22 protein-coding genes are annotated in these 25,565 nt (G+C 71.2%); 8 read left to right on the top strand and 14 right to left on the bottom strand.

Translation table 11 applies throughout. The features are described from left to right. Window positions 1–60: 60 nt before the first annotated feature. Window positions 61–897, bottom strand: coding sequence for a DeoR/GlpR family DNA-binding transcription regulator (locus tag ACWGO0_RS04720; protein WP_453527939.1), 837 nt, complete (start codon window positions 895–897; stop codon window positions 61–63). A 246-nt stretch (window positions 898–1,143) separates the two neighbouring features. Between ACWGO0_RS04720 and ACWGO0_RS04715 the strand changes: the two genes are divergently transcribed. Further along, complete coding sequence (locus tag ACWGO0_RS04715) at window positions 1,144–3,582, top strand: hypothetical protein (protein WP_453527936.1); 2,439 nt, start codon at window positions 1,144–1,146, stop codon at window positions 3,580–3,582. Here ACWGO0_RS04715 and ACWGO0_RS04710 read toward each other — a convergent pair. The 4 genes from ACWGO0_RS04710 to ACWGO0_RS04695 all read right to left on the bottom strand — a co-directional run bounded on the left by ACWGO0_RS04710 (window position 3,552) and on the right by ACWGO0_RS04695 (window position 8,216). Then, window positions 3,552–5,990, bottom strand: coding sequence for a right-handed parallel beta-helix repeat-containing protein (locus ACWGO0_RS04710; protein WP_453527933.1), 2,439 nt, complete (start codon window positions 5,988–5,990; stop codon window positions 3,552–3,554). The genes ACWGO0_RS04715 and ACWGO0_RS04710 overlap by 31 nt on opposite strands. A 142-nt stretch (window positions 5,991–6,132) precedes the next feature. Next, on the bottom strand, window positions 6,133–6,741 hold the full coding sequence (locus tag ACWGO0_RS04705) for an Rv1733c family protein (protein WP_453528133.1): 609 nt from the start codon (window positions 6,739–6,741) through the stop codon (window positions 6,133–6,135). Window positions 6,742–6,882: 141 nt separating this feature from the next. After that, entirely contained in the window at window positions 6,883–7,731 is an 849-nt protein-coding gene (locus ACWGO0_RS04700) for an MOSC domain-containing protein (protein ID WP_453527930.1), read from the bottom strand. A 20-nt stretch (window positions 7,732–7,751) separates the two neighbouring features. After that, window positions 7,752–8,216 (bottom strand): DUF6643 family protein, encoded by a 465-nt coding sequence (locus ACWGO0_RS04695; RefSeq protein ID WP_453527927.1) that lies wholly within the window; start codon window positions 8,214–8,216, stop codon window positions 7,752–7,754. A gap of 259 nt (window positions 8,217–8,475) precedes the next feature. Here ACWGO0_RS04695 and ACWGO0_RS04690 point away from each other — a divergent pair, with 259 nt between their 5' ends. After that, window positions 8,476–9,765 carry a TerD family protein gene (locus ACWGO0_RS04690; RefSeq protein ID WP_453527924.1) on the top strand — a complete coding sequence of 430 codons (1,290 nt, stop codon included), beginning with the start codon at window positions 8,476–8,478 and terminating at the stop codon, window positions 9,763–9,765. A 16-nt stretch (window positions 9,766–9,781) separates the two neighbouring features. Here the strand turns inward: ACWGO0_RS04690 and ACWGO0_RS04685 are convergent, their stop codons facing one another. Continuing rightward, a complete protein-coding gene (locus ACWGO0_RS04685) occupies window positions 9,782–10,963 on the bottom strand; it encodes a glycosyltransferase (RefSeq protein ID WP_453527921.1) in 1,182 nt (393 codons plus the stop codon). Window positions 10,964–11,021: 58 nt separating this feature from the next. Between ACWGO0_RS04685 and ACWGO0_RS04680 the strand changes: the two genes are divergently transcribed. Continuing rightward, window positions 11,022–11,807: a glutamate racemase gene (locus ACWGO0_RS04680; protein WP_453527918.1), complete on the top strand. Its 786-nt coding sequence runs from the start codon at window positions 11,022–11,024 to the stop codon at window positions 11,805–11,807. Between the two features lie 70 nt (window positions 11,808–11,877). Beyond that, the gene (locus ACWGO0_RS04675; RefSeq protein WP_453527916.1) at window positions 11,878–12,444 is read left to right on the top strand and encodes a hypothetical protein; all 567 of its coding nucleotides are present in this window, start codon (window positions 11,878–11,880) and stop codon (window positions 12,442–12,444) included. 59 nt (window positions 12,445–12,503) lie between these two features. Here ACWGO0_RS04675 and ACWGO0_RS04670 read toward each other — a convergent pair whose 3' ends face one another. Next, window positions 12,504–13,583, bottom strand: a complete 1,080-nt coding sequence (locus ACWGO0_RS04670; protein ID WP_453527913.1) for an O-antigen ligase family protein — start codon at window positions 13,581–13,583, stop codon at window positions 12,504–12,506. Window positions 13,584–13,796: 213 nt separating this feature from the next. Here ACWGO0_RS04670 and lnt point away from each other — a divergent pair, with 213 nt between their 5' ends. Together lnt and ACWGO0_RS04660 are read left to right on the top strand one after the other, a co-directional pair. Continuing rightward, a complete protein-coding gene (gene lnt, locus ACWGO0_RS04665; RefSeq protein WP_453527910.1) occupies window positions 13,797–15,425 on the top strand; it encodes an apolipoprotein N-acyltransferase in 1,629 nt (542 codons plus the stop codon). A gap of 9 nt (window positions 15,426–15,434) precedes the next feature. Beyond that, window positions 15,435–15,917: an NUDIX hydrolase gene (locus ACWGO0_RS04660; protein ID WP_453527907.1), complete on the top strand. Its 483-nt coding sequence runs from the start codon at window positions 15,435–15,437 to the stop codon at window positions 15,915–15,917. Window positions 15,918–16,016: 99 nt separating this feature from the next. Here the strand turns inward: ACWGO0_RS04660 and ACWGO0_RS04655 are convergent, their stop codons facing one another. After that, complete coding sequence (locus ACWGO0_RS04655; protein WP_453527904.1) at window positions 16,017–17,405, bottom strand: MFS transporter; 1,389 nt, start codon at window positions 17,403–17,405, stop codon at window positions 16,017–16,019. A 340-nt stretch (window positions 17,406–17,745) separates the two neighbouring features. On the opposite strand from ACWGO0_RS04655, the gene ACWGO0_RS04650 reads away from it, so the two are divergent. Beyond that, entirely contained in the window at window positions 17,746–19,515 is a 1,770-nt protein-coding gene (locus ACWGO0_RS04650) for an ABC transporter ATP-binding protein (RefSeq protein ID WP_453528130.1), read from the top strand. A gap of 42 nt (window positions 19,516–19,557) precedes the next feature. Here ACWGO0_RS04650 and ACWGO0_RS04645 read toward each other — a convergent pair whose 3' ends face one another. Further along, the gene (locus tag ACWGO0_RS04645; RefSeq protein WP_453527901.1) at window positions 19,558–20,367 is read right to left on the bottom strand and encodes a hypothetical protein; all 810 of its coding nucleotides are present in this window, start codon (window positions 20,365–20,367) and stop codon (window positions 19,558–19,560) included. 127 nt (window positions 20,368–20,494) lie between these two features. Then, window positions 20,495–20,707 (bottom strand): hypothetical protein, encoded by a 213-nt coding sequence (locus ACWGO0_RS04640; RefSeq protein WP_453527898.1) that lies wholly within the window; start codon window positions 20,705–20,707, stop codon window positions 20,495–20,497. A gap of 66 nt (window positions 20,708–20,773) precedes the next feature. On the opposite strand from ACWGO0_RS04640, the gene ACWGO0_RS04635 reads away from it, so the two are divergent. After that, complete coding sequence (locus ACWGO0_RS04635) at window positions 20,774–21,340, top strand: GNAT family N-acetyltransferase (RefSeq protein WP_453527896.1); 567 nt, start codon at window positions 20,774–20,776, stop codon at window positions 21,338–21,340. 124 nt (window positions 21,341–21,464) lie between these two features. Here ACWGO0_RS04635 and ACWGO0_RS04630 read toward each other — a convergent pair whose 3' ends face one another. From ACWGO0_RS04630 to ACWGO0_RS04615, 4 genes are all read right to left on the bottom strand, one after another. Beyond that, a complete protein-coding gene (locus ACWGO0_RS04630; protein WP_453527893.1) occupies window positions 21,465–22,262 on the bottom strand; it encodes an enoyl-CoA hydratase/isomerase family protein in 798 nt (265 codons plus the stop codon). Beyond that, the gene (locus ACWGO0_RS04625) at window positions 22,259–23,506 is read right to left on the bottom strand and encodes a cytochrome P450 (protein WP_453527890.1); all 1,248 of its coding nucleotides are present in this window, start codon (window positions 23,504–23,506) and stop codon (window positions 22,259–22,261) included. The genes ACWGO0_RS04630 and ACWGO0_RS04625 overlap by 4 nt, the downstream gene beginning before the upstream one ends. 107 nt (window positions 23,507–23,613) lie before the next feature. Beyond that, window positions 23,614–24,993, bottom strand: a complete 1,380-nt coding sequence (locus tag ACWGO0_RS04620) for a cytochrome P450 (protein WP_453527887.1) — start codon at window positions 24,991–24,993, stop codon at window positions 23,614–23,616. A gap of 10 nt (window positions 24,994–25,003) precedes the next feature. Then, window positions 25,004–25,564 (bottom strand): GTP-binding protein, encoded by a 561-nt coding sequence (locus ACWGO0_RS04615; RefSeq protein WP_453527884.1) that lies wholly within the window; start codon window positions 25,562–25,564, stop codon window positions 25,004–25,006. Window position 25,565: the final 1 nt, after the last annotated feature.

Genomic DNA, 25,565 nt, shown 5'->3' with positions numbered 1-25,565 from the left:
GTCCCGGGCCCGCCGCGAGCTGAACGGAACCGCCGGGCAGGAGCTTCAGGACTAATACGTCTAGAGCACCGCGTCGGCGGGGCCGCCCGCCACCACCAGGCCCGGCAGATGCTCCTCGATCTCCGCGCGTGTACCGGCGGAGAGCCCGGAGTCGGTGACGAACGTGTCCACCTCGTCGAGCGCGGCGAACGAACTCAGGCCCACCGTGCCCCACTTGGTGTGGTCGGCGACCACCACGACCCGCCGTGCGGCCCGCACGAAACGACGGTTCGTCTCGGCCTCCGCGAGATTCGGGGTCGAAAGCCCGGCCTCGACCGAGATGCCGTGCACCCCGAGGAACAGCACATCGAAGTGGAGCGAAGCGATGGCCTGGTCGGCGACGGGGCCGACGAGCGAATCCGAAGGCGTACGCACCCCACCGGTCAGCACGACCGTGGCCGCTCCCGTCCGGGAACCGCCCGCGGCGGCCGAGCGCTGCGCGCCGTGGAACACATCGGCGACCCGCACCGAGTTCGTCACGACCGTCAGATCGGGTACGTCCAGGAGCAACTGGGCCAGCGCGTACGTGGTCGTCCCGCCGGACAGGGCGATCGCGCTGCCGGGCACGGCCATGGCGGCGGCGGCCCGCGCGATGTCCTCCTTGGCGCTCAGCTCCAGCGCCGACTTGGCCTCGAAACCGGGCTCGTGCGTACTCGTCTCGACCAACGGAACCGCACCGCCGTGCACCTTCTCGATGACACCCTGACGGGCCAGCGCGTCCAGATCCCGACGGATCGTCATGTCGGAGACATTCAGCCTGCGGGTCAGTTCGTTGACCCTGACCCCGCCACGCTTGCGCACCTCGTCGAGGATCAAGGCACGCCGCTGCTCCGCGAGCAGGTTCTGATTCTCGCTCAACGCCGGGTCCGTTCCTTCCCTCTGGTCGTACGGTCCCGCAGCGGCCTGCCGGACGTGCTCATCCTGCCACGCACCCCCTTCTTCCGCGTCACTGGGGAGATTCGGTGAGACCGGTGCCACGCGCGGCCCCCGTCCGCGATTCTGGAGACCGCGCACGCACCGGGGACCCGCCGGACAGGTCCCAGCGGTCCCCGTCCCTTCCCCGCCGGTCCACGGACCACGCGGCACAGAGAGCGAGTCACCGAATTGCCCCCTGCCATCCAGCCCCCGCAGAGCACCGGGGCCGCGCTGGAACTCCTGGTCCACGGTGTCGGCGGAGCCACTCCCCAGGAGATGCTGCGCGACCCCCGCACGACCCGCGTCACCGGTGACACCACCGCGGCCATCTACCGGCGTACCGAGGACATCGCAGCCGAGCAGGATCCGCAACGGCACCGCGACGAACCGGTCGCGGAGGCGTACTGCTGGTCCAACCTCACCTCGGGCAACGGCTCCCGTGCCCTCTGGCTGCTCCTGCTCCCCTTCATGGTGGTCAACCTCGCCCACTGGATGCGGCCCAGCGCCCCCGGCCGGACCCGCGCGATCCGCCTGTACGGGCTGCTGGTGCGTCTGGTCGCGCTCAGCCTCACCGTGCTCCTCACGGCGGCGGCCTGCGAGGTCGCACTCGACCTGGCGGCCTGGCAGTGCGCGGGCGAACCGGAGTGCTCCGGACAGCGCTCCTGGCTGGGGTTCCTCTCGACGGACCAGGGCGGCTGGTGGTCGCAGCCCGGCCGTCGGCTCGTGGTGGCCGCACTCGTACCCACCGCCCTGGTCGGGCTGCTCTGGTACTTGTCCAACCGGACCTGGAGCGCGTACGAGTCACAGCGCCCCCTCTCCGGCGCCGAACCGGAGCCGGACCCTGGGGAGGGCAACGGAGTGGCCCCGGCCCCGTCCCCGGACCCGTCCCCGGCCCCGTCCCCGGACCCGTCCCCGGACGCGGCTCCGACGGAGACCGCCGTCCCGCCCGCCGTCCGCCCCGCTCTCGGCAGGCCCGGTTTCTGGTACGGACGCCGGCTCGTCGCCCGGCTGCGCGCCGCGCACACCGCCGCCGGATTCCTCACCGTCGCCGCCGCCGTCGGGGGCGCGGCGGCCCGCCACGACCGGACCGGCGACAGCCCCGTATCCGGCGTCCTGGGCGGCCTGTTCGAAGCGGCGCTCGTGACGTGCGGCCTCGTCGTCGTCCTCGTGGTCTGCCGCCGGGGCCGCAGCGAACGCCGCCTGGACAACACCCTCGACCGCGCCGTCATCACCTTCCTGCCCGGCACCGCGCTCGCCCTGCTCCTCATAGGCGCGCTGTACGCCTCCTGGTCCCGCCCCGGCTGGGTGTCCGACGGCGCCCTGCCAGGGGAGGTCACCTTCCGGGTCCTCGCCATCGGCCAGGGCGCGCTGGTCGTCGCGCTCGCCGCCGTCGCCCTGAGCCTGTACGCCCGAAACCCCGAACCCCGCACCTCGCTCCACGGCCTGGGCGGACCCGCCGTGGCGATGCTCGCCTGCGCACTCGGCGGCGTCATGACCGGCGGGGTCGCCCAGCGCGTCGCCGACTGGCTCGACGGCTCCGGCACCCCCGGCATGGGCCGGAGCTCCGTCATCGAGGGCCCGCCCGTCCTGCTCAGCTGGCAGGCATCGGTCATCCCGGTCCTGCTCCTGCTCCTGCTCGTCCCGGTCCTCGTCCTGATCGTCCGCACCGCGCGCAGCGCCCGCCGCATGGGCCTCGCCGTCGAGGAGGAGTACGGGGAGAAGCGCCCCGACCCCGTACGCACCCGGCGGATCGCCCGGACCCGGGCCACCGCCGCGCTCACCGACTCCGCACCCCGGCTGCTCGGCGCGCTCTCCGGCGCCACCCTGCTGCTCGGCGCCGGAGCGGTCGCCGGGTCCTGGGCCACCGGCCAGGTGCCGGGACTGGCCACGGACGGAGCCAGCCCCTTCGTCGAATCGCTCGCCGAAGCCGCGCAGTCGACCGGCTCCTGGATGATCGGCGTCGGCTTCATCCTCTTCGTCACCTGGGGCCGGCGCGCCTACCGCGACGTCAACGCCAGGCGCACGATCGGCATCCTCTGGGACGTCGGTACGTTCTGGCCGCGCGCCGCCCACCCCTTCGCCCCGCCCTGCTACGCCGAGCGAGCCGTCCCCGACCTGTCCTCCCGGATGTCGGCCTGGACGGCACGCACCCGCGGCCGGCTCGTCATCTCGGGCCACTCCCAGGGCAGCGTCCTGGCCGCGTCCGCGGTCTGGCAGCTCCCCGACGCGACCCGGCGCCGGGTCGCGCTGCTCACCTACGGCTCACCGATCGAGCGGCTGTACGGACGCTGGTTCCCGGCCTACTTCGGCCCCGTACCCCTGGCGGGCCTGCACCGCTCCGTGCACTGCTGGCGCAATCTGTGGCGCGCCACGGACCCGATCGGCGGCCCGGTGCGTATCGAGGAGGGCGAGAGGCCCGAGGTCGACCGGGGGCCGCTCAAGGACCCGCTGGTCTACGGCCGCACCGCCGAACTCCCGCTGCCCGAACCGATCCTGGGGCACTCCGACTACCAGGCCGACCCCGTCTTCGCGCAGGAGCGCGCCGCGCTTCTGGAACGGCTGGACGCGGTCCTGCCCCGGCAGGCCGACGGGGAGGTTCAGGGCAGCTCGGGCAGGTCCTCCGGATAGAGCAGGGTGAGGTCGTCCGTGCTCGTCTCGGCGAGCTGGGCGACCCTCCCGGCATGCCGTTCCACCATCGACTCGAAGGTCTGGCGTGCGGTGCGGCCGTTTCCGAAGGCGGGGCCCTTGGGGAGCTCGGTGAAGTACTTGAGGAGCGCTTCCCCGGTGCCGTCCGCCAGGCTGTACTCGTGCTCGTCGGCCTGCTGCTCGACGATGCGCAGCAGCTCCTCGGGAAGGTAGTCGCTGAAGGTGATGGTCCGTGAGAAACGGGAAGCCACACCGGGGTTGACGGTGAGGAACCGCTCCATCTCGTGCGTGTAGCCGGCGACGATCACCACCACCGCGTCCCGGTGGTCCTCCATGAGCTTCACCAGCGTGTCGATCGCCTCGCGGCCGAAGTCCCGGCCGGAGTCCTCCGGAGACAGGGCGTACGCCTCGTCGACGAACAGGACCCCGCCGCGTGCCCGGTCGAACGCCTCCTGGGTCCTGATGGCGGTGGAGCCGATGTGCTCGCCGACGAGATCCACCCGGGACACCTCGACGAGGTGGCCGCGCTCCAGCACTCCGAGCGACGCCAGGATCTCCCCGTACAGCCGTGCCACCGTCGTCTTGCCCGTACCGGGGGAGCCGGTGAAGACGAGGTGGCGGCGGACCGAGGCCGCCTTGAGCCCGGCCTCCTTGCGGCGCCTGCCGACCTCGATCATGTCGGTCAGGGCCCGCACCTCGCGTTTGACGCTGTCGAGGCCCACCAGCGCGTCCAGTTCACCGAGGACGGCCCCGGAGTCGCGTACCGGTTCGGCCGGAGACTCGGGGGCGGGTCCGGCGGCGGGCGCACGCTGGTCGGGCAGCGCACTGAGCAGCCCCGGCGTCGACTGGGTCGCCGTCAGTACGGCGGGAGCCGGGGCACCGGCCCCGCGCAGACCGCTCTCGTCGCTCGTGCAGTCCTCCACCACGGGACCCGTCCCGTGCGCGTCGTTCGGGGACGCGCCGCCCTCGGCGAATTCGTAACCGCCACGGGCGCAGCGTTCCGTACGGCAGCGGGTGAGCGTGGTGCGGCAGCCGTCCATGACGTGGAAGCCGTAGCCGTCGCTGCCCGTGACCCGGCAGCTGTCGAAGGTGCCGCGGCCCTCGGCGGAGACGTAGAAACCGGCCTCGGCGGGCGAGGTGACCGTGCACCGCTCGATGGTGGGGTCGGCGCCCTTGGTGACGATGACACCGGTCTGCGCGGCGTCGATGGTGCAGTTGTTCAGGGTGCCGCCGCTGCCGTGGTCGCGGAACCAGGCGCCCGTGGACGCCTCCCGGATGCGGCAGTCGTCCAGCTGGGCTGTCGCCCCGTCGCTCACCGACACGGCGGTGTTGCGGATCTGCGAGAGGTCGCTGTCCACCACATCGGCGCGGGAGCCCCGGTCGAGGACGAAGATGGCGTCGGGCACGTCGTGGACGCGGCACGAATCCAGTATCACGGTCGCGCCGTCGCTGACCCAGACCGCCGGGTAGTCGCCCGTACTGTCATGGATCTCGCACTGGTTGGCGTCGACCCGCGTGCCCGGGTCCCAGACCGACAGTCCGTTGCGGCCGAACCTGCGCACGGTGGAGCGGGTCAGCGTGAGGACGGAACGGGACCGGAGGTCGACCGCGTTCTCCGGGATGTCGTGGATGTCGCAGTCGGCGAGCGTGAGGACCGCGTCGGTGTCCAGCGTGATGCCGTCCGCGGCGGTGCGGTGCACGGTGCAGTCGGTGAGATGCGCGGTGCCGCGGGCGGTGATCTGGATGCCGCTGCCCTTGATCTCGTACACCTCGCAGCCCACTGCCTCCAGCGAACTGCCCTCACCGGTCACGCTCAGTCCGGCGCCCGACGTGTGGTGGACGCGGCAGCGCTCCAGCCGGGGGTGCGCTCCGTCGCGGACGCAAACGCCGGACTGCCCGGCCGAGACGATCTCGCACTCCTCGAACACACCGCCCGCTCCGTCGAGCACGGCGATGCCGACCCCGGCCGGATTGTCGACGGTGCAGCGGCGCACGGAGGGCCTGGCGGCGCCCCGCACCTCTATACCGGCGGCCGACCGCGTCACGATCCGCAGATCCGAGAGCTCCGGCGTGCCCTCCTCGACGAGCAGACCGGGGGCGGCCGAGTCCTGGCCCTCCACATGGAGATCCTGGATGACGGCGGAAGCCCGCACGGTCAGGGGTACGCCGTCGATCGGCGCGATCCGCACGGAACCGACGGACCCTTCGGGGCCGCGCAGCGTCACCGCGCGGTGGACCACAAGATTCTCCCGGTACGTGCCGGGGGCGATGGTGAGCACATCGCCGTCGGCCGCGGCCTCCAGGGCTGCGGTGAGCGAAGCGTATTCACCCGTGCGGCGCCGCCATCGCGATGTGCCGGTGTGCGTCACCTGGACCGTGCCCTGTGCCATGGCGCTGCTGTGCCCCCACCTCGTGCTGTGTGCGCTGCCTCGTGCGGCCGGTCCACCGTAGCGCGCGCGGCGGGCGGGAGTTGACGAGTCGGCTGCTCATCAGTCGCACGGGGGCCGGCCGGCGGTCCCGGGAACCGCTGCGTCAGCTGCCCGTACCGGTCCTGCCCCAGTCCGGACCGGCCTTCGCCCAGGCCCGGTCCAGCTGCGCATACCGCCGCAGCGTCAGCCGCCAGACGATCAGCCGGCGGGCCGCCTCGACCAGGGCGGCGGAGAGGAGGAACACACCGAATCCGGCCAGTGCCGCATGGGTGTGCGCGGTGGGTGCGTCCATGGGCCGCAGCGCCGGCCTGCCCCGGTCGTCCGTCCAGATCCGCACCCGGGAACCGGGTCCTGTGACCCGGGAGGCCGTCGCCACCTTCCCCGTTCGCGTCGTGCCGTCGGGGGTACGCCAGCGGGCCACCACCGAGGTCAGCGCGGCCCGCTCCGACGCCACTTCGGAGTCGCCGACGAACTGGCCGGGGTGGTCCGCCCGGCGCACCACGACGGCCGTCGTGACATGGCGCTCGGCGCGCTGGGCCCGTACCGAACGCTGGAGGGCGTCGTCCGTGAGCGAACCGCACATCCAGCCGGTCACCGGCGCCGCCAGCAGCATCAGGAGCAGGGCGAGCAGCGCCACCCACGCCTCGAAGCGATCGGTGGCACGGCGCAGGGGATTGTGCCGCCAACGCCAGACTCCCGAGACCGCTCGCACGTTCGCCACCCCCTTCCGTATCCGTGATAACCCGATACGGAAGGGTTCGCACCCCGGAGCGGCGAAGAGAGAGCAACCTCACGCCGTCCAACGTCCGGACGGCCCGGGAGAGTTCCTTCAGCCCGTTGGCCGGCCAGCCGGTCAGTCGAGCACGCGGACAGGGTCCCCGACCCGGATGACCCCGGTCCCGTCGGGGATCAGATAGCGCCCGAAGACGAGGTCGTTCCCGATCCGGCGGTGGCGGGCGAGCGTCCGCAGGGGCTCCCTGCCACGCTCCGCCGTCGCCTGGTCCGTGGTGGTGATGGCGCAGCGCCCGCAGGACTTCACCGCCCGGAAGGAGACCTCGCCGATGGTGATCCGCCGCCAGTCGTCCTCCGCCCAGGCGGCGGTGCCCGCCACGACGGCATTCGGCCGGAACCGGTTCATCGGCAGCGGCCCCTCGTCCGGGCGCTCGCCCTGCGCGACGAGGGAGTTGAGCGCGTCCAGCGAGGCGACGGTGGTGAGCAGGAGCGGAAACTCGTCGGCGAGGCTGACGGTCTCTCCCGCTCGCGCGTGCGCCGGGTCGAGGAGCCTGTGGTGCTCGGGCGGAATCGGCCTGCGGTGCGCGGGCGCGTCGAGATGGACGAGCCGGACGTCCGCTCCGAGAAAGGCGCGGAACCACTCGTGGGCGGCCGTCGCCGCCTCCGCGACCTCGATCTTCTGCTTGAACAGGTCCACGGCCACCGTGCGGCCCGGTGCGGGCACAGCCACGGTCAGCGGGGCGCTCCCCGGCGCCGACAGCTCGATCCCACCGCCCGGCAGGGGCACAGCGGATACCAGCGCCATGCGGGGCCGCTGACGCTGGGTGACCGCTTTGTCCGCCGCGTCGACGAGCATCCAGCGCCGGTCACCGTCGAGTCCCCATGGCTCGACGGCGGCCTCGCTCCGCGCGCACGCGGCCAATGACTTGACCGGATGGACATGGACGGACTGGAGCACGGGAAGATCCATGCGCCCATCCTGCCAGCGGGTCAGTACCCGCGGCCCTGGTAGGGGCGGTTGTACGGATCCTCGTACGGAGACGGCACCGGAGCCGGCCGGGGCGCAGCCGGACGCATCGACTCGTAGCCCGTGCCCGGCGCGGGGCGCTGCGGCTGGGGCTGCTGCTGATAGCCGCGGGGTGCGTGCGGCTGCTGCGGGATGTACGGCGCGGGGGCGTGCTGCAACTGCGCGGGCTGCATCGGCGCCTGCTGGTACTGCTGCGGCGCCTGCTGCTGATACCCGTACGACGGCTGGGACGGAGCCGCGGGCAGGGCCGGCAGCGCCGACGGCAGAGCCGGCAGATAGCTGTTGCCGGTGTCATAGGCGGCAGGCACTCGGATCGGCGCGATCTGAGGCGTGCCCCGCTCCGCGACCAGCGAGTCGTAGATCGGAGTGTCGGGGAACGACGGCGCGGCGTAGTAGCCGCCGCCGTAGGTGGAGCGGGGGGAGGTCATGGCACATAAGTTAAGCCCACGATGTGCTGGTTGGGGAGCCCGATAAGAGGGTTGTTTTACGTGTTGTGAGTGAACAGCGATCCCCAATGCGAGCGAACTTGGGAAAATAGGGCACCCGGCGGCGCAATGATCGTGTAAAGGGCGAGTTCACGGGGGGTTACCGGCGGATCGCCCGGCCGGACGCGTCACGGCTGTGGGCTCCCCGGCGCACCGGGGATTAGGTTGTCCCGGGAAAGGCTTTCGGGCAGCCGGACTCGCGATGGGGGCGAGCATGACCATGCTAAAAGGAACCAATGTTCCGGTGCCGGCTCGGGCCGTGCGGGTCGAATTGGGGTGGCGCACGACCCCGGGGGCACCGGACGTGGATGCCTCGGCACTCCTTCTCGCCGCCGGAAAGGTACGCAGCGACGCGGACTTCGTCTTTTACAACCAGCCGGCCCACGCATCGGGCGCGGTGCGTCACGAGGGCAAGGCGGCCGACGGCGACCGGGTCACGGACACCCTCGCCGTCGACTTCTCGCGTATCGAGCCCGCCATCGACCGCATCGTCGTCGCGGCCTCGGTGGGCGGCGGGAGCTTCGGCCGGGTCACGGGGCTGTACGTACGGGTCGTGGACGCGGCGAGCGGCGCCGAGACCGCCCGGTTCGAGAGCACCGACGCGACCGTCGAGACCGCGTTCATTCTGGGCGAACTGTACCTGCGCCAGGGAGCCTGGAAATTCCGGGCCGTCGGCCAGGGATACAGCACCGGACTCGAAGGTCTCGCCACCGACTTCGGTATTTCCGTCGACGAACCACAACAGGCACAGCAGCCTCTCCGGCCCCAGGCATCACACGTGACGCCGAGCGTGTCCCCGCCGGTCCCCATGACACCGCCGCCCGTACCACCCGCTCCGCCCGCATCACAGCCCGTGAGACTGACGAAGGTCACCCTCACGAAGGAAACGCCATCCGTCTCCCTGGCCAAACAGGGGGGCACCTCGGGTGCCCTTCGGGTGAATCTCAACTGGGAAGTGCGCAAACAGTTCAAGAGCTGGGGCGCCAAACTCGGCCGGGCCGTCGCCATGCACGCCGACCTCGATCTCGATCTCTGCGCCCTCTACGAACTCACCGACGGCAGCAAGGGAGTTGTCCAGGCACTCGGAAACGCCTTCGGCTCTCTCGGCCGGCCGCCCTATATCCATCTCGACGGAGACGACCGCACGGGCGCCCGCTCCTCCGGCGAGAACCTCACGGTCAACCTCGACCACAAGGACCGGCTGCGCCGTCTTCTGATCTTCGTCACCATCTATGAGGGCGCCCGGAGTTTCGCCGATCTGCATGCCACCGTCACCCTCCAGCCCCAGCACGGCGCGGCCATCGACTTCTCCCTCGACGAGTGCACCGTGCCCTCCACCGTCTGCGCGCTCGCACTGATCACCAACGACGGGGGAGACCTCACCGTGCAGCGGGAAGCCCGCTATCTCGTCCCGCAGCGCGGAGTGAGCCCGCAGCGCACCATCGACGCCGCCTACGGCTGGGGAATGAACTGGACCCCGGGCCGCAAGTGAGCCCGCGCCGCACGCGTCACCGGTCCGGTGCGGCCTCGGGACGGGCATACGTACGCCCCTTCCAGGCCGCACCGCGCCCCCGGTGGTGCTGCACCGCCGAATCGACCGTCATCAGGAGATACAGCAGCGCGGTGACCGGCAGCAGCGGCGCGAGCCAGAGCGACTGCCGGTAGTACGCCAGCATCGGCATGTACGTCCCCGACATCACTGCCCACGCGGCCCCGCCCGCCCACGCCGCCACGGCGTCCCCCGTCAGCAGCCCGGTCACGAGCGTGACGGGCGGGGCGAGATAGACGAGCGCGAGCCCCGGCACGGTCCCGGCGAGCAGCAGGGGACTGTGCCGCAACTGGGTGTACGCGCTCCGCGAGACCATCCGCCACAGATCCCCGAGCCGCGGATACGGGCGCACACTGTCCACCCGCTCCGCCAGCCCCAGCCAGATCCGGCCACCGCTGCGCTGCACCGCACGTGCCAGCGACACGTCGTCGATCACCGCATGCCGGATGGAATCCGGGATCCGCGCCCGCTCGGCGGCCTCGGTGCGCAGCAGCACACAGCCGCCCGCGGCGGCTGCCGTTCCCGAGCCGGCCCGGTTCACCCGGCGGAACGGATAGAGCTGGCCGAAGAAGTAGACGAACGCGGGCACGATCAGCCGTTCCCAGCCGCTGACCACCCGCAGCCGGGCCATCTGCGAGACGAGGTCGAAACCGGCTCCGGTGCCCGCGGTCGCGGCGGCGACCAGCTCCCGCAGGCTGTCCGGCTCATGCGCGATATCCGCGTCCGTCAGCAGCAGGAATTCCGGCTTCCGGGCCTTGGCCAGCGTGATCCCGTGCCGCACCGCCCAGAGCTTGCCCGTCCAGCCCGCCTCCGGCTCACCCGGCGAGGAGACCGTGAGCGGCAGCCCTCCGTACCGTACGGACAGCGTGCGGGCGAGATCCCCGGTGCCGTCCCTGCTGCAGTCGTCGATCAGGAAGATCTCGGCCTCGCCCGGATAGTCCTGGGCGAACAGCGAGGGCAGACTCACCGGCAGCATGCCGGCCTCGTCCCTGGCCGGAACGACAACGGCCACCGAAGGCCAGCGCGCGGGGTCCGCGCGCCGGGGAAGCCGCTGGTCGGTGCGCCAGAAGAAGCCCTGCCCCACCAGCAGCCACACCCACACGACCAGCGAACCCACGGCGATCCAGGCAACGGCGCTCATCCGCCGAAGTCTGCCCCACTTCCGTGGGGCCGCAAGGGGTGTCGACTATGGTGGCCGGGTGAAGATCGCCCTGATGGACTCCGGAATCGGCCTGCTCCCGACGGCGGCGGCGGTGCGCCGGCTGCGGCCGGACGCCGATCTGGTGCTCTCCTCCGACCCGGACGGGATGCCCTGGGGGCCGCGTACACCGGAGGATGTGACCGCGCACGCGCTCGACGTGGCCCGCGCGGCTGCCGTCCACCGGCCCGACGCACTGATCGTCGCCTGCAACACGGCCTCCGTCCACGCACTGCCCGCGCTCCGTGCCGCACTGGAACCCGCGCTGCCGGTCATCGGCACCGTACCCGCCATCAAACCGGCGGCCACGGGCGGCGGACCCGTCGCCATCTGGGCCACCCCGGCCACCACCGGCAGCCCGTACCAGCGCGCACTGATCCGTGAATTCGCCGGTTCCGTCGCCGTCACCGAGGTCCCCTGCCCCGGTCTCGCCGACGCCGTGCAGCACGCCGACGAGCCGGGCATCGACCGCGCCATCGGCGCGGCGGCGGCCCTGACCCCGCCGGACGTGCGGACCGTCGTCCTGGGCTGCACCCACTACGAGCTGGTCGGCGAACGCATCCGCGCGGCCGTCCAGCAGCCCGGGAGCGCCCCGGTGACACTGCTCGGCTCGGCCGACGCCGTGGCCGCCCAGGCGCTGCGCCGTATCGGCGCCGGTACCGCTCCGTCGGCCGAACCGGCCGGCACCCTCGCCGTCATCCTCAGCGGACGCGCCGCCGAGCTGCCGGAAGCCGCCCTGGCCTACGAGGAAGGGCGTCTGCTGAAGGCGCTCGCCCCCGTCCGCTGACCGTCCTGACCGCCTCCGGACGGGCTCATGGCCCCTCCCCGGCGGGCGGAATCTGAGTACGCTGCTTGGCATGAGGGACCACACCGGTAATGGCACCCATGGTTCGAGCCAGGCCCCGCCCACGGTCTGGACCGGCCGCGCGACCAACCGTGCCCAATGGCTGCTCGCAGCCGCGGGCGCGGGGTGCATGGCCCTCGGTATCCAGCTCGCGGTCGGCTCCGCCTGGACCTCCGGGATCGCCCCGCTGCTGATGTCCGTGATCGGCTGCGTCGCCGCCGGACTGCTCATCCTGTTCGGAACCCTCGCCTTCGTCCACGTGGCGGTCAAGGTGGACGGGGACGCGCTGGAGGTGCGCTGCGGTCACATGGGCCTGCCACGCCGCCGCATCCTGCTCACGCATGTGGTGGGCGCGGAGTTCGCACCCAGGGTCACCCCGCGCGAATGGGGCGGCTGGGGATACCGCTGGCGTCCCGAGCAGGGCACAGCCGTGGTGGTGCGCAGGGGCGAGGGCGTGGTGCTGAGGCTCGGTGACGGCAGGACCTTCACCGTCACGGTGGACAACGCGGAGGCGGCGGTACGGTTCATCCGCGACCGGCTGCACCTGCCGGCGACGGGGCCCAGCCCCAAGGAGGCCTGAACCGGAAGGGCGGCCCGGCCGGCTTTGGCGGGCTCATTCGGACGGCTCATGCAGACGGCTCATGCGGACCGGCCTGTCCGCTCACCCGGCAGCCCTGCGTCCTCGCCCGGCCCGGCGTCCTCGCCCACCGGGCGCCGTGCCGACGCCAGCCCCGCGAGCAGCCCCGCCCCCACCGTCACCGGAGTGAAACTGAGGGCGTTGCCGACGACCGCCAGGGCCGCCAGGGCGGTGAGCGCCGCGCCCGCCGTCAGGACCACGGCCGTGGCCCGGGGCGAACGCCACAGCACGTACAGCAGCCAGCCGAACGCGGTGCCCAGCAGCGCGACGCCCACCACTCCCTGCTCGGCTGCCTGCTGGAAGGGCGCGGAATGCGGTTTGCCGTCGGAGCGCAGGGACTCCCGAGCGGTGGGGCTCAGCTCGCCGAAGCGGTCCGGTCCCACGCCCAGCAACGGGTTCTCCTTCGCCAGCTCCACGGCGTCGTGCCAGAGCAGCACCCGGTTCTGGGTGAGCGGCCCCTCCAGGGAGACCGCGAGGCCCTCCGGCAACGCGTCCTCGGCCACCGCCCAGGACAGCCCCACCATCAGGCCGGCGGCCAGTCCGAGCCCTGCGAGGCCCAGCAGCCTGCGGCGCATCCGGGTGGCGGCCAGCGAGCAGAGCAGCACCCCGAGGGCCGCCATGAAGCCGAAGACCGAGCCGAGGGTGAGTGCGGCGCACGCGGTGCCGAGCGCGAGCAGCCGCAGGGTGACGCGCAGCGAGGTCCGGCCCGCCGCGGCCGCCGCGCAGCACGCCGATCCCGCGGCCAGGACCAGGAGGGCCGCCGCGGCCCCGGTGTGGCCGGGGGTGATCTCGGCCGCGGCCGTGGCGCCCGGCATCCCGTGGCGCGAGACCAGGGCCATGACGAGGGCGGCGAGCGCGGCGGCCGAGGCGCCGACGACCGGGAGAAGCGTCCCGCAGATCCGGCCGCAGGTGAATCCCGCCGCGACCGCCAGCAGCGCGAGCAGTACGCCTTCCGGTCTGGTGTCGCGGCCCGCGGCGCTGACCAGTGACCAGATCGCGCAGGCGGCGAGAATCACGGCCCCGGCAGCGTCCGAGGCGTTGCCGCGCTCGCTCGCGCCGTACCGGCCCACCGTTGCGGTCATCGTGTCGACCCCCCGACCTCGACCGTCGCGCCCACGACGGCCGGATCAGGCCGGTCGGCAGCGACTGGCGCACACGGTAACGGGCGTGTGGCTCCGGTGTGGGGGAATGACGAAGAAACGTTGCGGCGTCATGTGCTCCCACTCCGTCACCGCACGACGGCCGGGACGTCCCGGGCTCCGGCGCCCACAGCCTGCCGCCGTAGACTCCGGCAGGTGAGCGCCACCATGACCTCCGTAGACGAACCGCCGCCCGCCCCCGTGTCCCGCGGCCGAAAGCTGTTGCCGCGGCTCTTCCGCCCGGCCGCCGCCGTACTCTCCGGTGCGCTGCTGTACGCGAGCTTCCCGCCGCGCCCCCTGTGGTGGCTGGTTCTGCCCGGTTTCGCCCTGCTCGGCTGGGTCCTGTTCGGACGCCGTCTGCGCGCCGCGTTCGGGCTCGGTCTCCTCGCGGGCCTCGGTTTCATGCTGCCGCTGCTCCACTGGACCGGGGAAGAGGTCGGCCCGGTGCCGTGGCTGGCGCTGGCCGTCGCCGAGGCGCTCTTCATCGCGGTGGGCTGCGTCGGGATGAGCGCGGTCACCCGCCTCGCCTTCTGGCCGTTCTGGGCCGCCGCCGTCTGGACCCTGGACGAAGCGCTCCGGGCCCGCGTGCCGTTCGGGGGTTTCCCCTGGGGGAAGATCGCCTTCGGCCAGGCGGAGGGCGTGTTCCTGCCGCTCGCGGCCCTCGGCGGCACCCCGCTGCTCTCCTTCGCGGTCGTGCTGTGCGGCTTCGGACTCTTCGAAGCGGTACGCCGGTTCCGTCACTACCGCGCCACCGGCACCGTCCCCCGTGCCGCGGTCGCCGCGGTTGTCGTCACCGTTGTCGCACCCGTGGCGGCGGCCTTCGCCGCACTGCCCCTCGTCGACGCGTCGGCCGAGGACGGCACCGCGACCGTCGCCGCGATCCAGGGCAACGTGCCGCGCCTCGGCCTCGACTTCAACGCCCAGCGCCGCGCGGTCCTGGACAACCACGCCCGCCGCACGGAACAGCTCGCCCGGGAGGTGAAGGCGGGCAAGGTGCCCCAGCCCGACTTCGTCCTGTGGCCGGAGAACTCCTCCGACCTCGACCCGTACCGCAACCCCGACGCCCGGATCGTGATCGACGACGCCGTCAGGGCGATCGGCGTCCCCACCGTCATCGGCGCCGTCGTCTCCCCCGAAGAGGGCCCCCTGCGCAACACCCTCATCAAGTGGGACCCGGCGGACGGCCCCGTCGCCACGTACGACAAGCGCCACATCCAGCCGTTCGGCGAGTACATGCCGATGCGGTCGTTCGTCCGTATCTTCAGCAAGGACGTCGACCGGGTGCAGCGGGACTTCGGACCCGGCGACAGGGTCGGCGTGTTCGACCTCGCGGGTACGAAGGTCGGGCTCGTCACCTGTTACGAGGCGGCGTTCGACGACGCGGTACGCGACACCGTCAAGCACGGGGGGCAGCTCATCGCCGTACCGAGCAACAACGCGACCTTCGGGCGCAGCGAGATGACGTACCAGCAGCTGGCCATGAGCCAGGTGCGCGCGGTCGAGCACGGGCGGTCCGTCGTCGTCCCGGTCACCAGCGGGGTCAGCGCCGTGATCCGGCCGGACGGGAAGATCGTGCAGAAGACGGAGATGTTCACCCCGGCCGCCCTGGTCGACGAGGTCCCGCTGCGGTCCTCGCTGACGCCCGCGACCCGCATGGGCCCGCTGCCCGAGGGAATCCTCGCGCTGCTCGCCGCGGCCGGCCTCGGCTGGGTGACGATCCGGGGCGTGCGCGCCCGCAAGCTGCGCGGATCCGGCGCCCCCGTGGCCGGTGGTACGGACACGTAGGCTCGGCGCATGCCTACTCCCGACTTCATCCGCGACATCCGCGCGACCGCGGGCCATCAGCTGCTCCTCCTGCCCGGGGTCACCGCGGTCGTCTTCGACGACGAGGACAGAGTGCTGCTCGGCCGGCGCTCCGACACCGGCAAATGGGCCGTCATCGGGGGCATCTGCGAACCGGGGGAGGAGCCCGCGGCGACCGCCGAACGCGAGGTGTACGAGGAGACTGCCGTGCACTGTGTGGCGGAGCGGGTGGTGCTCACCCAGGCGCTGCAGCCCGTCCAGTACGCGAACGGCGACCGGTGCCAGTACCTCGACATCACCTTCCGCTGCCGGGCAACCGGCGGTGAGGCGCGGGTCAACGACGACGAGTCGCTGGAGGTGGGCTGGTTCTCCGTCGACTCGCTGCCGCCGCTGAACGAGTTCGCCCTGTTCCGGATCAAGCAGTCCCTCACCGACGGACCGACCTGGTTCGAGCGCACCGCCCAGCAGCCGTAAGGCGCGGTCCGCCGACCGGACATGGACGGGCCGCCCGCCACCTCATCGGTGGTGGGCGGCCCGTCCGATTTTCCGGCCCGACGAGGTGGAACGAACCCCTCAGACGCTGCGGGCGTCGGCGGGCAGCGGGGCCGACGCGCCGGGTCGGTCCTCCGGATCCGCACCGATGTCCGACAGGTCCCGGTTACGGGTCTCCTTCGCGCACAGGATCGCCACCATCGTGAGCAGCGCGGCGGCGATGACGTACAGGGCGATCGGCGTCGAACTCCCGAAGTCGTTGAGCAGCGCGGTGGCGATGAGCGGCGCCGGCGCACCCGCCGCGACCGACGAGAACTGCGCGCCGATGGAAGCACCCGAGTACCGCATCCGCGTCGCGAACATCTCCGAGAAGAAGGCCGCCTGCGGTGCGTACATGGCGCCGTGGAAGACGAGCCCGACCGTGATGGCGAGCAGCAGATTCCCGAAGCTCCCGGTGTCGATCAGCGCGAAGAACGGGAACATCCACAGCCCCACGCCGAGCGCGCCGATGAGGTAAACCGGCCTGCGCCCTATCCGGTCGGACAGCGCGCCCCACAGCGGGATCACCGCGAAGTGCACGGCGGAGGCGACGAGTACGGCGTTGAGCGCCGTCTGCCTGCTCATCTCCACGGCAACGGTCGCGTACACCAGGATGAACGCCGTGATGACGTAGTAGCTGATGTTCTCCGCCATACGCGCGCCCATGGCGATCAGAACGTCCCGCCAGTGATGGCGCAGCACGGCGACGATGGGCATCTTCTCGGCCGCCGCGTCGGTCGACTTGCGTGCCGCTGCCTGCGCCAGAGCGGCCTTGAACACAGGCGATTCATCGACAGAGAGACGAATCCACAGGCCGAGGATCACGAGCACACCGGAGAGCAGGAAGGGGATGCGCCAACCCCAGGCCAGGAACGCCGAGTCGGACATCAGCGCCGTCAGCGCGGCGAGCACCCCGGTGGCCAGCAACTGCCCCGCCGGAGCCCCGGTCTGCGGCCAGGAGGCCCAGAAACCACGCCGCTTGGCGTCACCGTGCTCCGAGACGAGCAGCACGGCCCCGCCCCACTCACCGCCGAGTGCGAAGCCCTGCACCAGACGAAGGACGGTGAGCAGCACCGGGGCCGCGGTCCCGATGGTCGCGTGCGTCGGCAGCAGCCCGATGGCGAACGTCGCGCCACCCATCAGCAGCAGACTCAGCACCAGCAGCTTCTTGCGCCCGAGCCGGTCACCGTAGTGCCCGAACACCAGGGCGCCGATGGGCCGGGCGGCGAAGCCGACCGCGTACGTGAGGAAGGAGAGCAGGGTGCCGACGAGCGGGTCGCTCCCTGGGAAGAACAGCTTGTTGAAGACCAGCGCGGCGGCCGATCCGTACAGAAAGAAGTCGTACCACTCGATGGTGGTGCCGACGAGACTCGCGGCGACGATCCGGCGAAGGTTCGAAGGTGCTGGTGGCGAAGTTGCTGGCGCGGCCATGGGTACCACTTCCGGGCGGTTGGCGGGGACGTTTCCGTGTCGCCACACCGTAGGAAGGCGCAGGTCGGGGGCGAATGTGGCGGGACACCATAGTTTTGGTGTCGGGTGTGCGTGCGGGCACTACGGGATGCCGCGTCGGCACCGGCAGGACTGACGCGTTTACGGCGTTGCCGTTGGCCGAGAAAAACGCGTGGCCCGGCCGGACGCCCTCGCGGGACACTGCGATTCCAGGCCTCCCGTACTCGCGCGGACACGTCGCCGCGAGCCGCGCAGGCTCCGTCGACCAGGGGTGGGAACGGGATTGCCTGAAGCGCGTGAGGAATCGCCGGGCAAGGGGGCGGTGCTCCTGGCACTGCGTTACTACGGAAGAGAGTTGGCCCGGCACCGGTGGCTGACGGCCCCCGCGATGCTGTTGCCGGCCATGGGCAACATCGGCATCAACTACATCGCGCCGCTGATCGTCGCGAAGCTCGTCGGCCACATTGCCGGCGACGGCGGGACCGATCTCGGCGCGACGATGCCTTACGTGCTCGGCTTTGCCGGTGTTCTCCTTCTCGCGGAGGCGCTGTGGCGCATCGGACTGCACTTTCTCAACCGCCTTGACGCCCGGGGTATCGAGCACCTCTACGTGGTCGGTATGGACGAGCTGTTCGCCAAGGACGCCACGTTCTTCCACGACAACTTCGCCGGCTCACTGACCAAGCGGGTCCTGAGCTTCGCCTCCCGGTTCGAGGAGTGCGTGGACACCCTGACCTTCTCGGTCGTGGGCAGCTTCGTGCCGCTGTTGTTCGGGTCGGTCGTGCTGTGGAGTTACGAACCGCTGCTCGTCGTAGGTCTCCTGACGATGATCGCGCTGACAGCTCTGTGTGTGACGCCCCTCATCCGTCGTCGCCAGGCGCTCGTCGACCGGCGCGAGGAAGCGATTGCCCAGGTGTCGGGTCACGTCGCCGACAGCCTGATGAACATGGACACGGTCCGGGCCTTCGCCGCCGAGGAGCGCGAGGCCGCCGAGCACCGGTCCCGCGTCGCGGAGTCACGGCGGCTCACATTGCGCTCCTGGGACTACGGCAACCTGCGCATCGACACGCTGGTTGCTCCGATGTCCGTACTGACCAACGTGATGGGCCTGCTGCTCGCAGTGAGTCTCGGCGGGGGCGAGCACGGCGTGGAGGCCGTCGTTGTCGCCTTCACGTACTACACCAACGCGACGCGCATCATGTTCGAGTTCAACCAGATCTACCGCCGTCTGGAAAGCTCGTTGACCGAGGCCGGGCAGTTCACAGAACTGCTGCTGGCACAGCCGACAGTGCTCGACCCGACATCGCCGGAGCCGCTGCTGTCCAAGGCCGCCGATGTCCGCTTCGAGCAGGTGACCTTCGCCCACGCGGGTGCGAAGCCGCTCTTCGAGCGTCTCGACCTCGATGTGAGCAGTGGCGCGAAGATCGGGCTCGTGGGCCGGTCCGGCGGTGGGAAGACCACGCTCAGCCGCCTGCTGCTGCGTATGACCGATATCGACGACGGCCGGATCCTGATCGGCGGGCAGGACATCAGCAGGCTCCGCCAGGCCGATCTGCGCAGCCTGATCGCCTACGTGCCGCAGGACCCGGCGATGTTCCACCGCACGCTCCGGGACAACATCGCGTTCGCCCGGCCCGACGCCACCGAGGCCGAGATCCGCCGTGCGGCCGAGGCGGCTCATGTCACGGAGTTCGCCGACGCGCTGACGGACGGCTTCGACACCATGGTCGGCGAGCGGGGTGTCAAGCTGTCCGGCGGCCAGCGGCAGCGGGTCGCCCTCGCCAGGGCGATTCTGCGCGACGCGCCGATCCTCCTGCTCGACGAGGCGACCAGCGCACTGGACTCCGAGAGCGAGGTCCTGGTCCAGAAGGCGTTGTGGCACCTCATGGAGGGGCGTACGGCGCTGGTGGTGGCGCACCGGCTCAGCACGGTCGCCACCATGGACCGGCTCGTCGTCATGGACCGTGGGCGGATCGTCGAGCAAGGCACGCACCATCAGTTGCTCGCGGCGGACGGCGCCTACGCGAAGCTGTGGCAGCACCAGTCGGGCGGCTTCCTCGACGACGCCCCCGCGCAGGCCGACCTGACCTGAACCGCATGGGCCGCAACCCGCGTCGGGAGGCCCGGACGGGCGTCAGCCCGGAGGGGCCTCCGACGCGCACCAGGCGGCGGCGAGCCCTTCCAGCCATGCCGGGGGGAGTTCCGCGTGCTCCCATTCCGCCCGGAGCGCGGATGGTGCGGCGGTGAGGCGTTCGAGTACGGCGATGCTCGCGGGGGAGTGCAGTAGCGAGTAGCGGCTGTGGACGGCGGTGCGGCTGCGGGGCCCGTACTGTGCGTACAGCTCGGCCAGCCGCTCCCGATGGTCCTCGGTGAACTGCTCCAGCCGTCCCGCGTACCCGACCCGTCCCACGACACTCATCGTGCCGAGTACCGGGGCGAGGACCTCGTCCGACACCTCGGGGTCGAGATCCGAGGCGTCGCTGAGTGAGAGATAGAGCGGCGTCGCGGCCACCTTCGCACGCTCCACGTCCACCTTGCCGACGGGGTGACGGCCTCCTACGGCGTCCTCCGCCGCGTCGGACGCCGCAGGGCCGATGGCTCGCTCAAGGGCTTGCTCGGCAAGGCGGGCGAGTGCGTCACTCACGGCCCGGGCGCCGTCGTGCCAGCCGATGCCGTACGACTCCCCGTCCCTGTCCGGGGCACCCTCCGCTTTCCCCACCTCGCTGTGCGCGTCCGCGATCGCGCCGGCTTCGACGAGCGTGATCAGCTCTTCGGCTTCGTCCCGGAAGACTCCCGCGCGGCCCAGGAGTTCGAAGAGGGTCTTCTTCGCGTTCATGACACTGGCGGAGTCCAGCGGGTGCCGGCCCGTCGGGGCGGTTCTCATCGTGTCCTCCTCGTCGGCCTTGGCCTGCTGCTTGCGCTGCGCCGCTGCCCAGCTTCTCAAGTCTCTACGACACGAACGGCCGTCACCGCGCCAGGGGCAGGCCGAGAATCGCTGCCCCGTGCACTGCCTCGGATATCGTCGCGGGCGTTCCACTCCCACCGGCGCGGAGGTCCAGGCGGTTCGCATGTCACGTATCCACGAGTCGAGTGCCGTCGGGATCGCCGACCGGGCCGAGGTCCTCGTACGCGCCGAACTCGACCGGGCGGGTGGCCCTCCGGTGGACCCCGATGTCGTATCCCGGGCGGTCGAGGAAGCATCGGTCGGTCTCCACCGCCCTGTCGCCGGCGGTGGCCGTGGCCCTCGCCGGATCGCACGTCGCCGCCGTGGGGGCGCGGGGCAAGCGCCCCCGGCGGACCTCTTGAGCAACTAGAGTTTCCGTGTTCCGGTGCGGTTGCGAGGAGGCTCGGTGATCACATGGCGGCGGGTGGCCGAGGGGGACTTCGGCCTGTTGCGGCAATGGCTCGCGCAGCCGCATGTGGCGCGGTGGTGGCACCACGAGACGTCGACGGAGGCCGTCGCGCGGGACTTCGGACCGGCGGCGCGCGGGGAGGAGCCCTCCGACGACCTGCTGGTCATGCTGGACGGCAGCCCGGTTGCCCTGGTGCAGCGGTGCCGGTTCGCGGACTACCCCGAATACTGCGCGGAATTGGCCGGCCAGGCCGAACTGCCCGACGGGGCGGTCACGATCGACTACCTGCTCGGTGACCCCGAGAAGGTGGGTCAAGGGCTGGGACCGCGCATCATCCGGGCGGTCGTAGAGGCCACATGGACGGACTGGCCGGAGGCGTCCGCCTTCGTGGTCCCGGTCCACGCGGCGAACCGCGCCTCGTGGCGGGCGTTGGAGAAGGCCGGGCTGCGCAGGATCGGCACCGCCGACCTGGAGCCCGACAACCCGGATGACGACCGCGCCCACTACGTCTACCGCATCGACCGGCCCATCCCCGCGATCCCCGGCCCGGCGCCATTGTCCTGACCGTGGCCCACGGGGTGGTGACCGGCGTGGGACCGACCTGGCCTCCACGGACCGGGGGCCGTACCGGAGTGATCCGATACGACCCCCTTTCGCGCCGGTTCAAGAAGGCGACCAGGTGTTCAGGTCACCGGGCTCCTGCCGTACCTGTTCCTCGGTGCTGATTGATGTGGCCTGTCAGGAGGTGGGAGTCGAGCAGGGATACGTCCGCCGTGCGGTCGGCCCGCGCGTAGCCGGCGAGCATGCGCTTGGTCAGGACGAGGGCCTCGGGCGAGCGCCGGACGAGCGGCCTCGTCCAGGCGTCGATGGCCTCGTCCAGCCGGTCGAGGGGGGCGGTCTTGTGGAGGAGGCCGAGCCGGTGGGCGGTGGCCGCGTCGAACACGTCGCAGGTGAGGAAGAGTTCGCGGATCCTGGCGGCGCCGGCCTCGGAGACCAGACGGCCCATCGCACCTCCCCAGGCCGGTGGGAGTCCGATGCCGACCTCCGGCATACGGAAGCGGCAGGTGTCCGCGCCCGCGCGCAGATCGCAGAACGAGGCGAGTGCCAGCCCGGCGCCGATCACCCGGCCGTGGAGCCGGGCGATGGTGACCGCGTGCGTGTTCTCCAGCGCCTGGCACAGACGCTGGGCCTTGTCCCCGATGCGCCGCAGTGCGGCTCCGGTCGGATCGGCGGCGAGCGCCGCCTCGTACTCGCTGCGGTCGGCGCCGAGGCAGAAGTCGGTGCCCAGGGACGACAGGGTCAGTATGCGGATGTCCGGGCGTTCGTGCAGATCGTCGAGCAGGAGGAGGAGCTCGTCGAGGGCGTCGACGCCCAGTGTGTCGTCCTGCTCCCAGGGGTTGAGGCGGACATGGAGTACGGGACCGTCCTGCTCGACGCGTATCGCCTTGCGGGAGGGCCTGGCGAGGGTGCTGGCTGTTTCGCTCATGCGACGGCGACATCCAAGTTCAGCAGGCGCCGGAACGCCACCCGGGGCGCCATCGTAGGCCGGCGTACGAGGGTGAGGCGGGGAAGGCGCCGGACGAGTTGACGGAGCAGGGTCTGGGCCTCCAGCCGGGCCAGCGGCGCGCCGAGGCAGTAGTGGATGCCTCCGCTGAAGGCGAGGTGGGCGGGCTTGCGCAGCACGTCGAACCGGTCGGGGTCCTTGTGCCTGGCCGGGTCCCGGTGCGCCGCTCCCACCATGAGGTGGACCATCTCGTCCTTGCGTATCTCCATTCCGTTCAGGAAGCAGTCCTCGGCGGCGACCCGGCTGATGACATGGGTGGGCGGGTCGTAGCGCAGCGTCTCCTCCACGAACGCGGGTATCAGGTCGGGGTTGTCGGCGACCAGGTCCCAGCGCTCCGGGCTCTCGACGAGCAGGAGCGTCATGGTGGTGAGGAGCGTCGAGGTGGTTTCGAGGGCAGCCAGGACGACGAACAGCACCAGCAGGTAGACGGCCTCGTCGGCCTGGTCGCGGTCCGCTTCCATGGCGTCCCACGTCTCGATCCAGCGGGACACCGGATCCTCGCCCGGACGGGCTCGCCGCTCACGCACCAGATCGACGAAGTACGCGCGCAGTTCGGCCGTGGCCGCGTCGGACCCGGCCAACTGGCTCGCCGATGGCAGCAGTTCCTGGGTGAAGACCTGGTCGTGGGTCAGCTCCCGCAGACGGGGCCAGTCGGCGGCGGGCAGCCCGAGCCAGTCGCCTATGGTGGCGACCGGCAGTTCGTCGCCCACGAGTGACGCGAAGTCCGCCTCCCCGTCGCGCAATCGCTCCGACAGGGAGTCCAGTAGCCGGTCCGTCGTGCTGGTCACGTTCCGGCCGATCCGCTCCACGGTGGCCCGGTCGAACGTGCCGGCCGCCCGGCGCGCCCGTGAGTGCTCCGGGGCGTTGAGCGCGGCCAGCGTATTGCTCATCTCCCGTGAGGACGGAGCGTTCCAGCGGGTGCCCGAGCCCTGTCGCTCGCGCCACCGTTTGTCGGGCTCCAGCCAGTCACGGCTGCGCAGTATCTGATCACAGACGGCGAAGCTGGTGACGACGGAGCCGCCCCAAGGGGCGGGGAAGACCTCGCCCCTCGACAGCAACTCCTCGTATATCGGGAAGGGATCGGCCTGCCCCCTTGACGTCCGCAGACGCGAGAAGAGGGAGGCGGACGCCCTGCGGTCATACGACGGAGTCGTGACAACACTCATGATGGCGGCTCCTTTCTGAGAACCAGCCGCCATGCATACCCACAAGATCACTGAAGCATCCGGTGACACAGGGGTCTCAGGAGGTTACTTAAATCACTCCTCTAAAATCACTCTCCCCTTGTCCATGCCAGGAATCGGCTGAAAAGTCCTCCCTTGTGCTGCGGTGCCTCGGCAGCCCCGGGCCCGGATGCCCGGGTGGCGGAACGCTGTTCGCCGGGCGCCGACTGCTGGGCACCCTGGCCTGCCTGCGGGCGGGCGGGCTCGGTGGCCGACTGCACCGTCCGCGGGCTGAAGCGGATCGGGAGGGTCACCAGCGAGCGGCTCCACGGGGTCGGCGCCCAGGCGAGGGTCTTGAACGGAACACGCATCTCGACGTCGGGCAGCCGGTTGAGAAGGGTCTCGACGGCAGTGACCGCGATCATGAACGCCGGGTCCTTGGCGGGGCACGCGTGCGGACCCGCGCCGAAGGCCAGGTGCGCCTTGGCGCTGAGCTGCTGGCGGTGCTCGGTCAGCTTGGGGTCGGTATTGGCCGCGGCGAACGAGACCAGCACCGGGTCGTTGGCCCGGAGCACCCTGCCGCCCAGCTCGACGTCGTGAGTCGGATAGTGGGCCGCGTAGTTGGCGATCGGCGCGTAGTTCCACAGAGTCTGCGCCACGGCGTCCTCGACCGGCAGCCCGGTCTGCCACTCCTCACCCAGGTAGAGCGCACTGCTCGTTCCGATGGCGGCGGTCAGAGGTGCAGTACCGCCGGACAACAGGGTCACGAGCTGGTGCAGGATCTCCTCGTCGCTCAGCTGCGCCGAGTGCTCCATCAGACGTGTCGTCAGGTCTGCTGCCGGACGGCGCCGCTTGAGAGCGATGAGCTCGGAGAGTGCCCCGCCCAGCACCTCGTCGGCGCCCGGGGTGCCCTCGAAGATGCCGCTGATCCCGGCGATCACACGGTCGCCGATCTCGGGCGGGCAGCCGAACAGGTCGCTGAAGACCAGCAGCGGCAGCGGCTGGGCGTACTCGGCCATCAGCTCCGCCTGGCCACGGGGCTCGGAACTGAAGCGGCTGATCAGGTAGTCGGCGGACTGCTGCGTCTGCCTGACGAGCTGGCGCTCGTTGACCGTGGCGAGGCTGTCGGTGACCGCCTGGCGCAGCCGGGCATGCGCCGCGCCGTCGCTGAACAGCGCGTTGGGGCGGTAGCTCATCATGGGCAGGGCGGGGCTGTCCGCCGGGACACGCCCTTCGTTCAGCGCGTTCCAGCGGCGGGAGTCGCGGACGAAGGAAGAGGGGTTCTGCAAGACGTACAGGGCGGCGTCGTAGCTGGTGATCAGCTCGACCTCGACATCCGGGGCGATGTCGACCGGTGCGCTCAGGCCGAACCCACGCAGATGCGCGTAGTGGCCGTCGGGGTCCGCTCCGAACGAGGGGCCGTACAGCTGTACGTTCCCGTGCGCGGGGCATCCGGGAGGTATCTCCTGCGGGTCAAGAGGCTGTTGCATGACGGCGCTCCTAGCCGAGTAGGGACATGAGGTGTTTGACGAGGGTGATGAGTGCCTGCGCCGAGGTGTTCTCGTCGCGTACGTCGCACTTCACGACGGGGGTGTCGGCAGTCAGGTTCAGCGCCTCGCGGACTTCGTCGAGCGGGTAGTCCGTGGTGCCCTCGAAGTGGTTGACGCCGATGGCGTACGTCAGACCGAAGCTCTCGACCAGGTCGAGGACCGGGAAGGACTCGTGCAGCCGCTCGGGGTCGACGAGTACCAGCGCGCCCAGCGCGCCCCGGGACAGCTCCTCCCACATCTCCTTGAAACGCTCCTGGCCGGGCGTTCCGAAGAGATAGAGGACCAGCGTGTCACTGAGGGTGAGACGGCCGAAGTCCATCGCCACCGTGGTGGTCTTCTTGTGAGGCGTGCCCGACAGGTCGTCGAAACCCTCGCTCGCCTCGGTGATCTCCTCTTCGGTCCGCAGCGGCTCGATCTCGGAGAGACTTCCGATGCAGGTGGTCTTGCCGACCCCGAAGTGGCCCACTATGAGGATCTTCACCGCCTGTGAGACGTCTGGATCCAAGTACACG

This window comes from Streptomyces sp. NPDC055749 (assembly GCF_053617235.1).
This window is presented reverse-complemented; position numbering and strand designations above follow the sequence as displayed.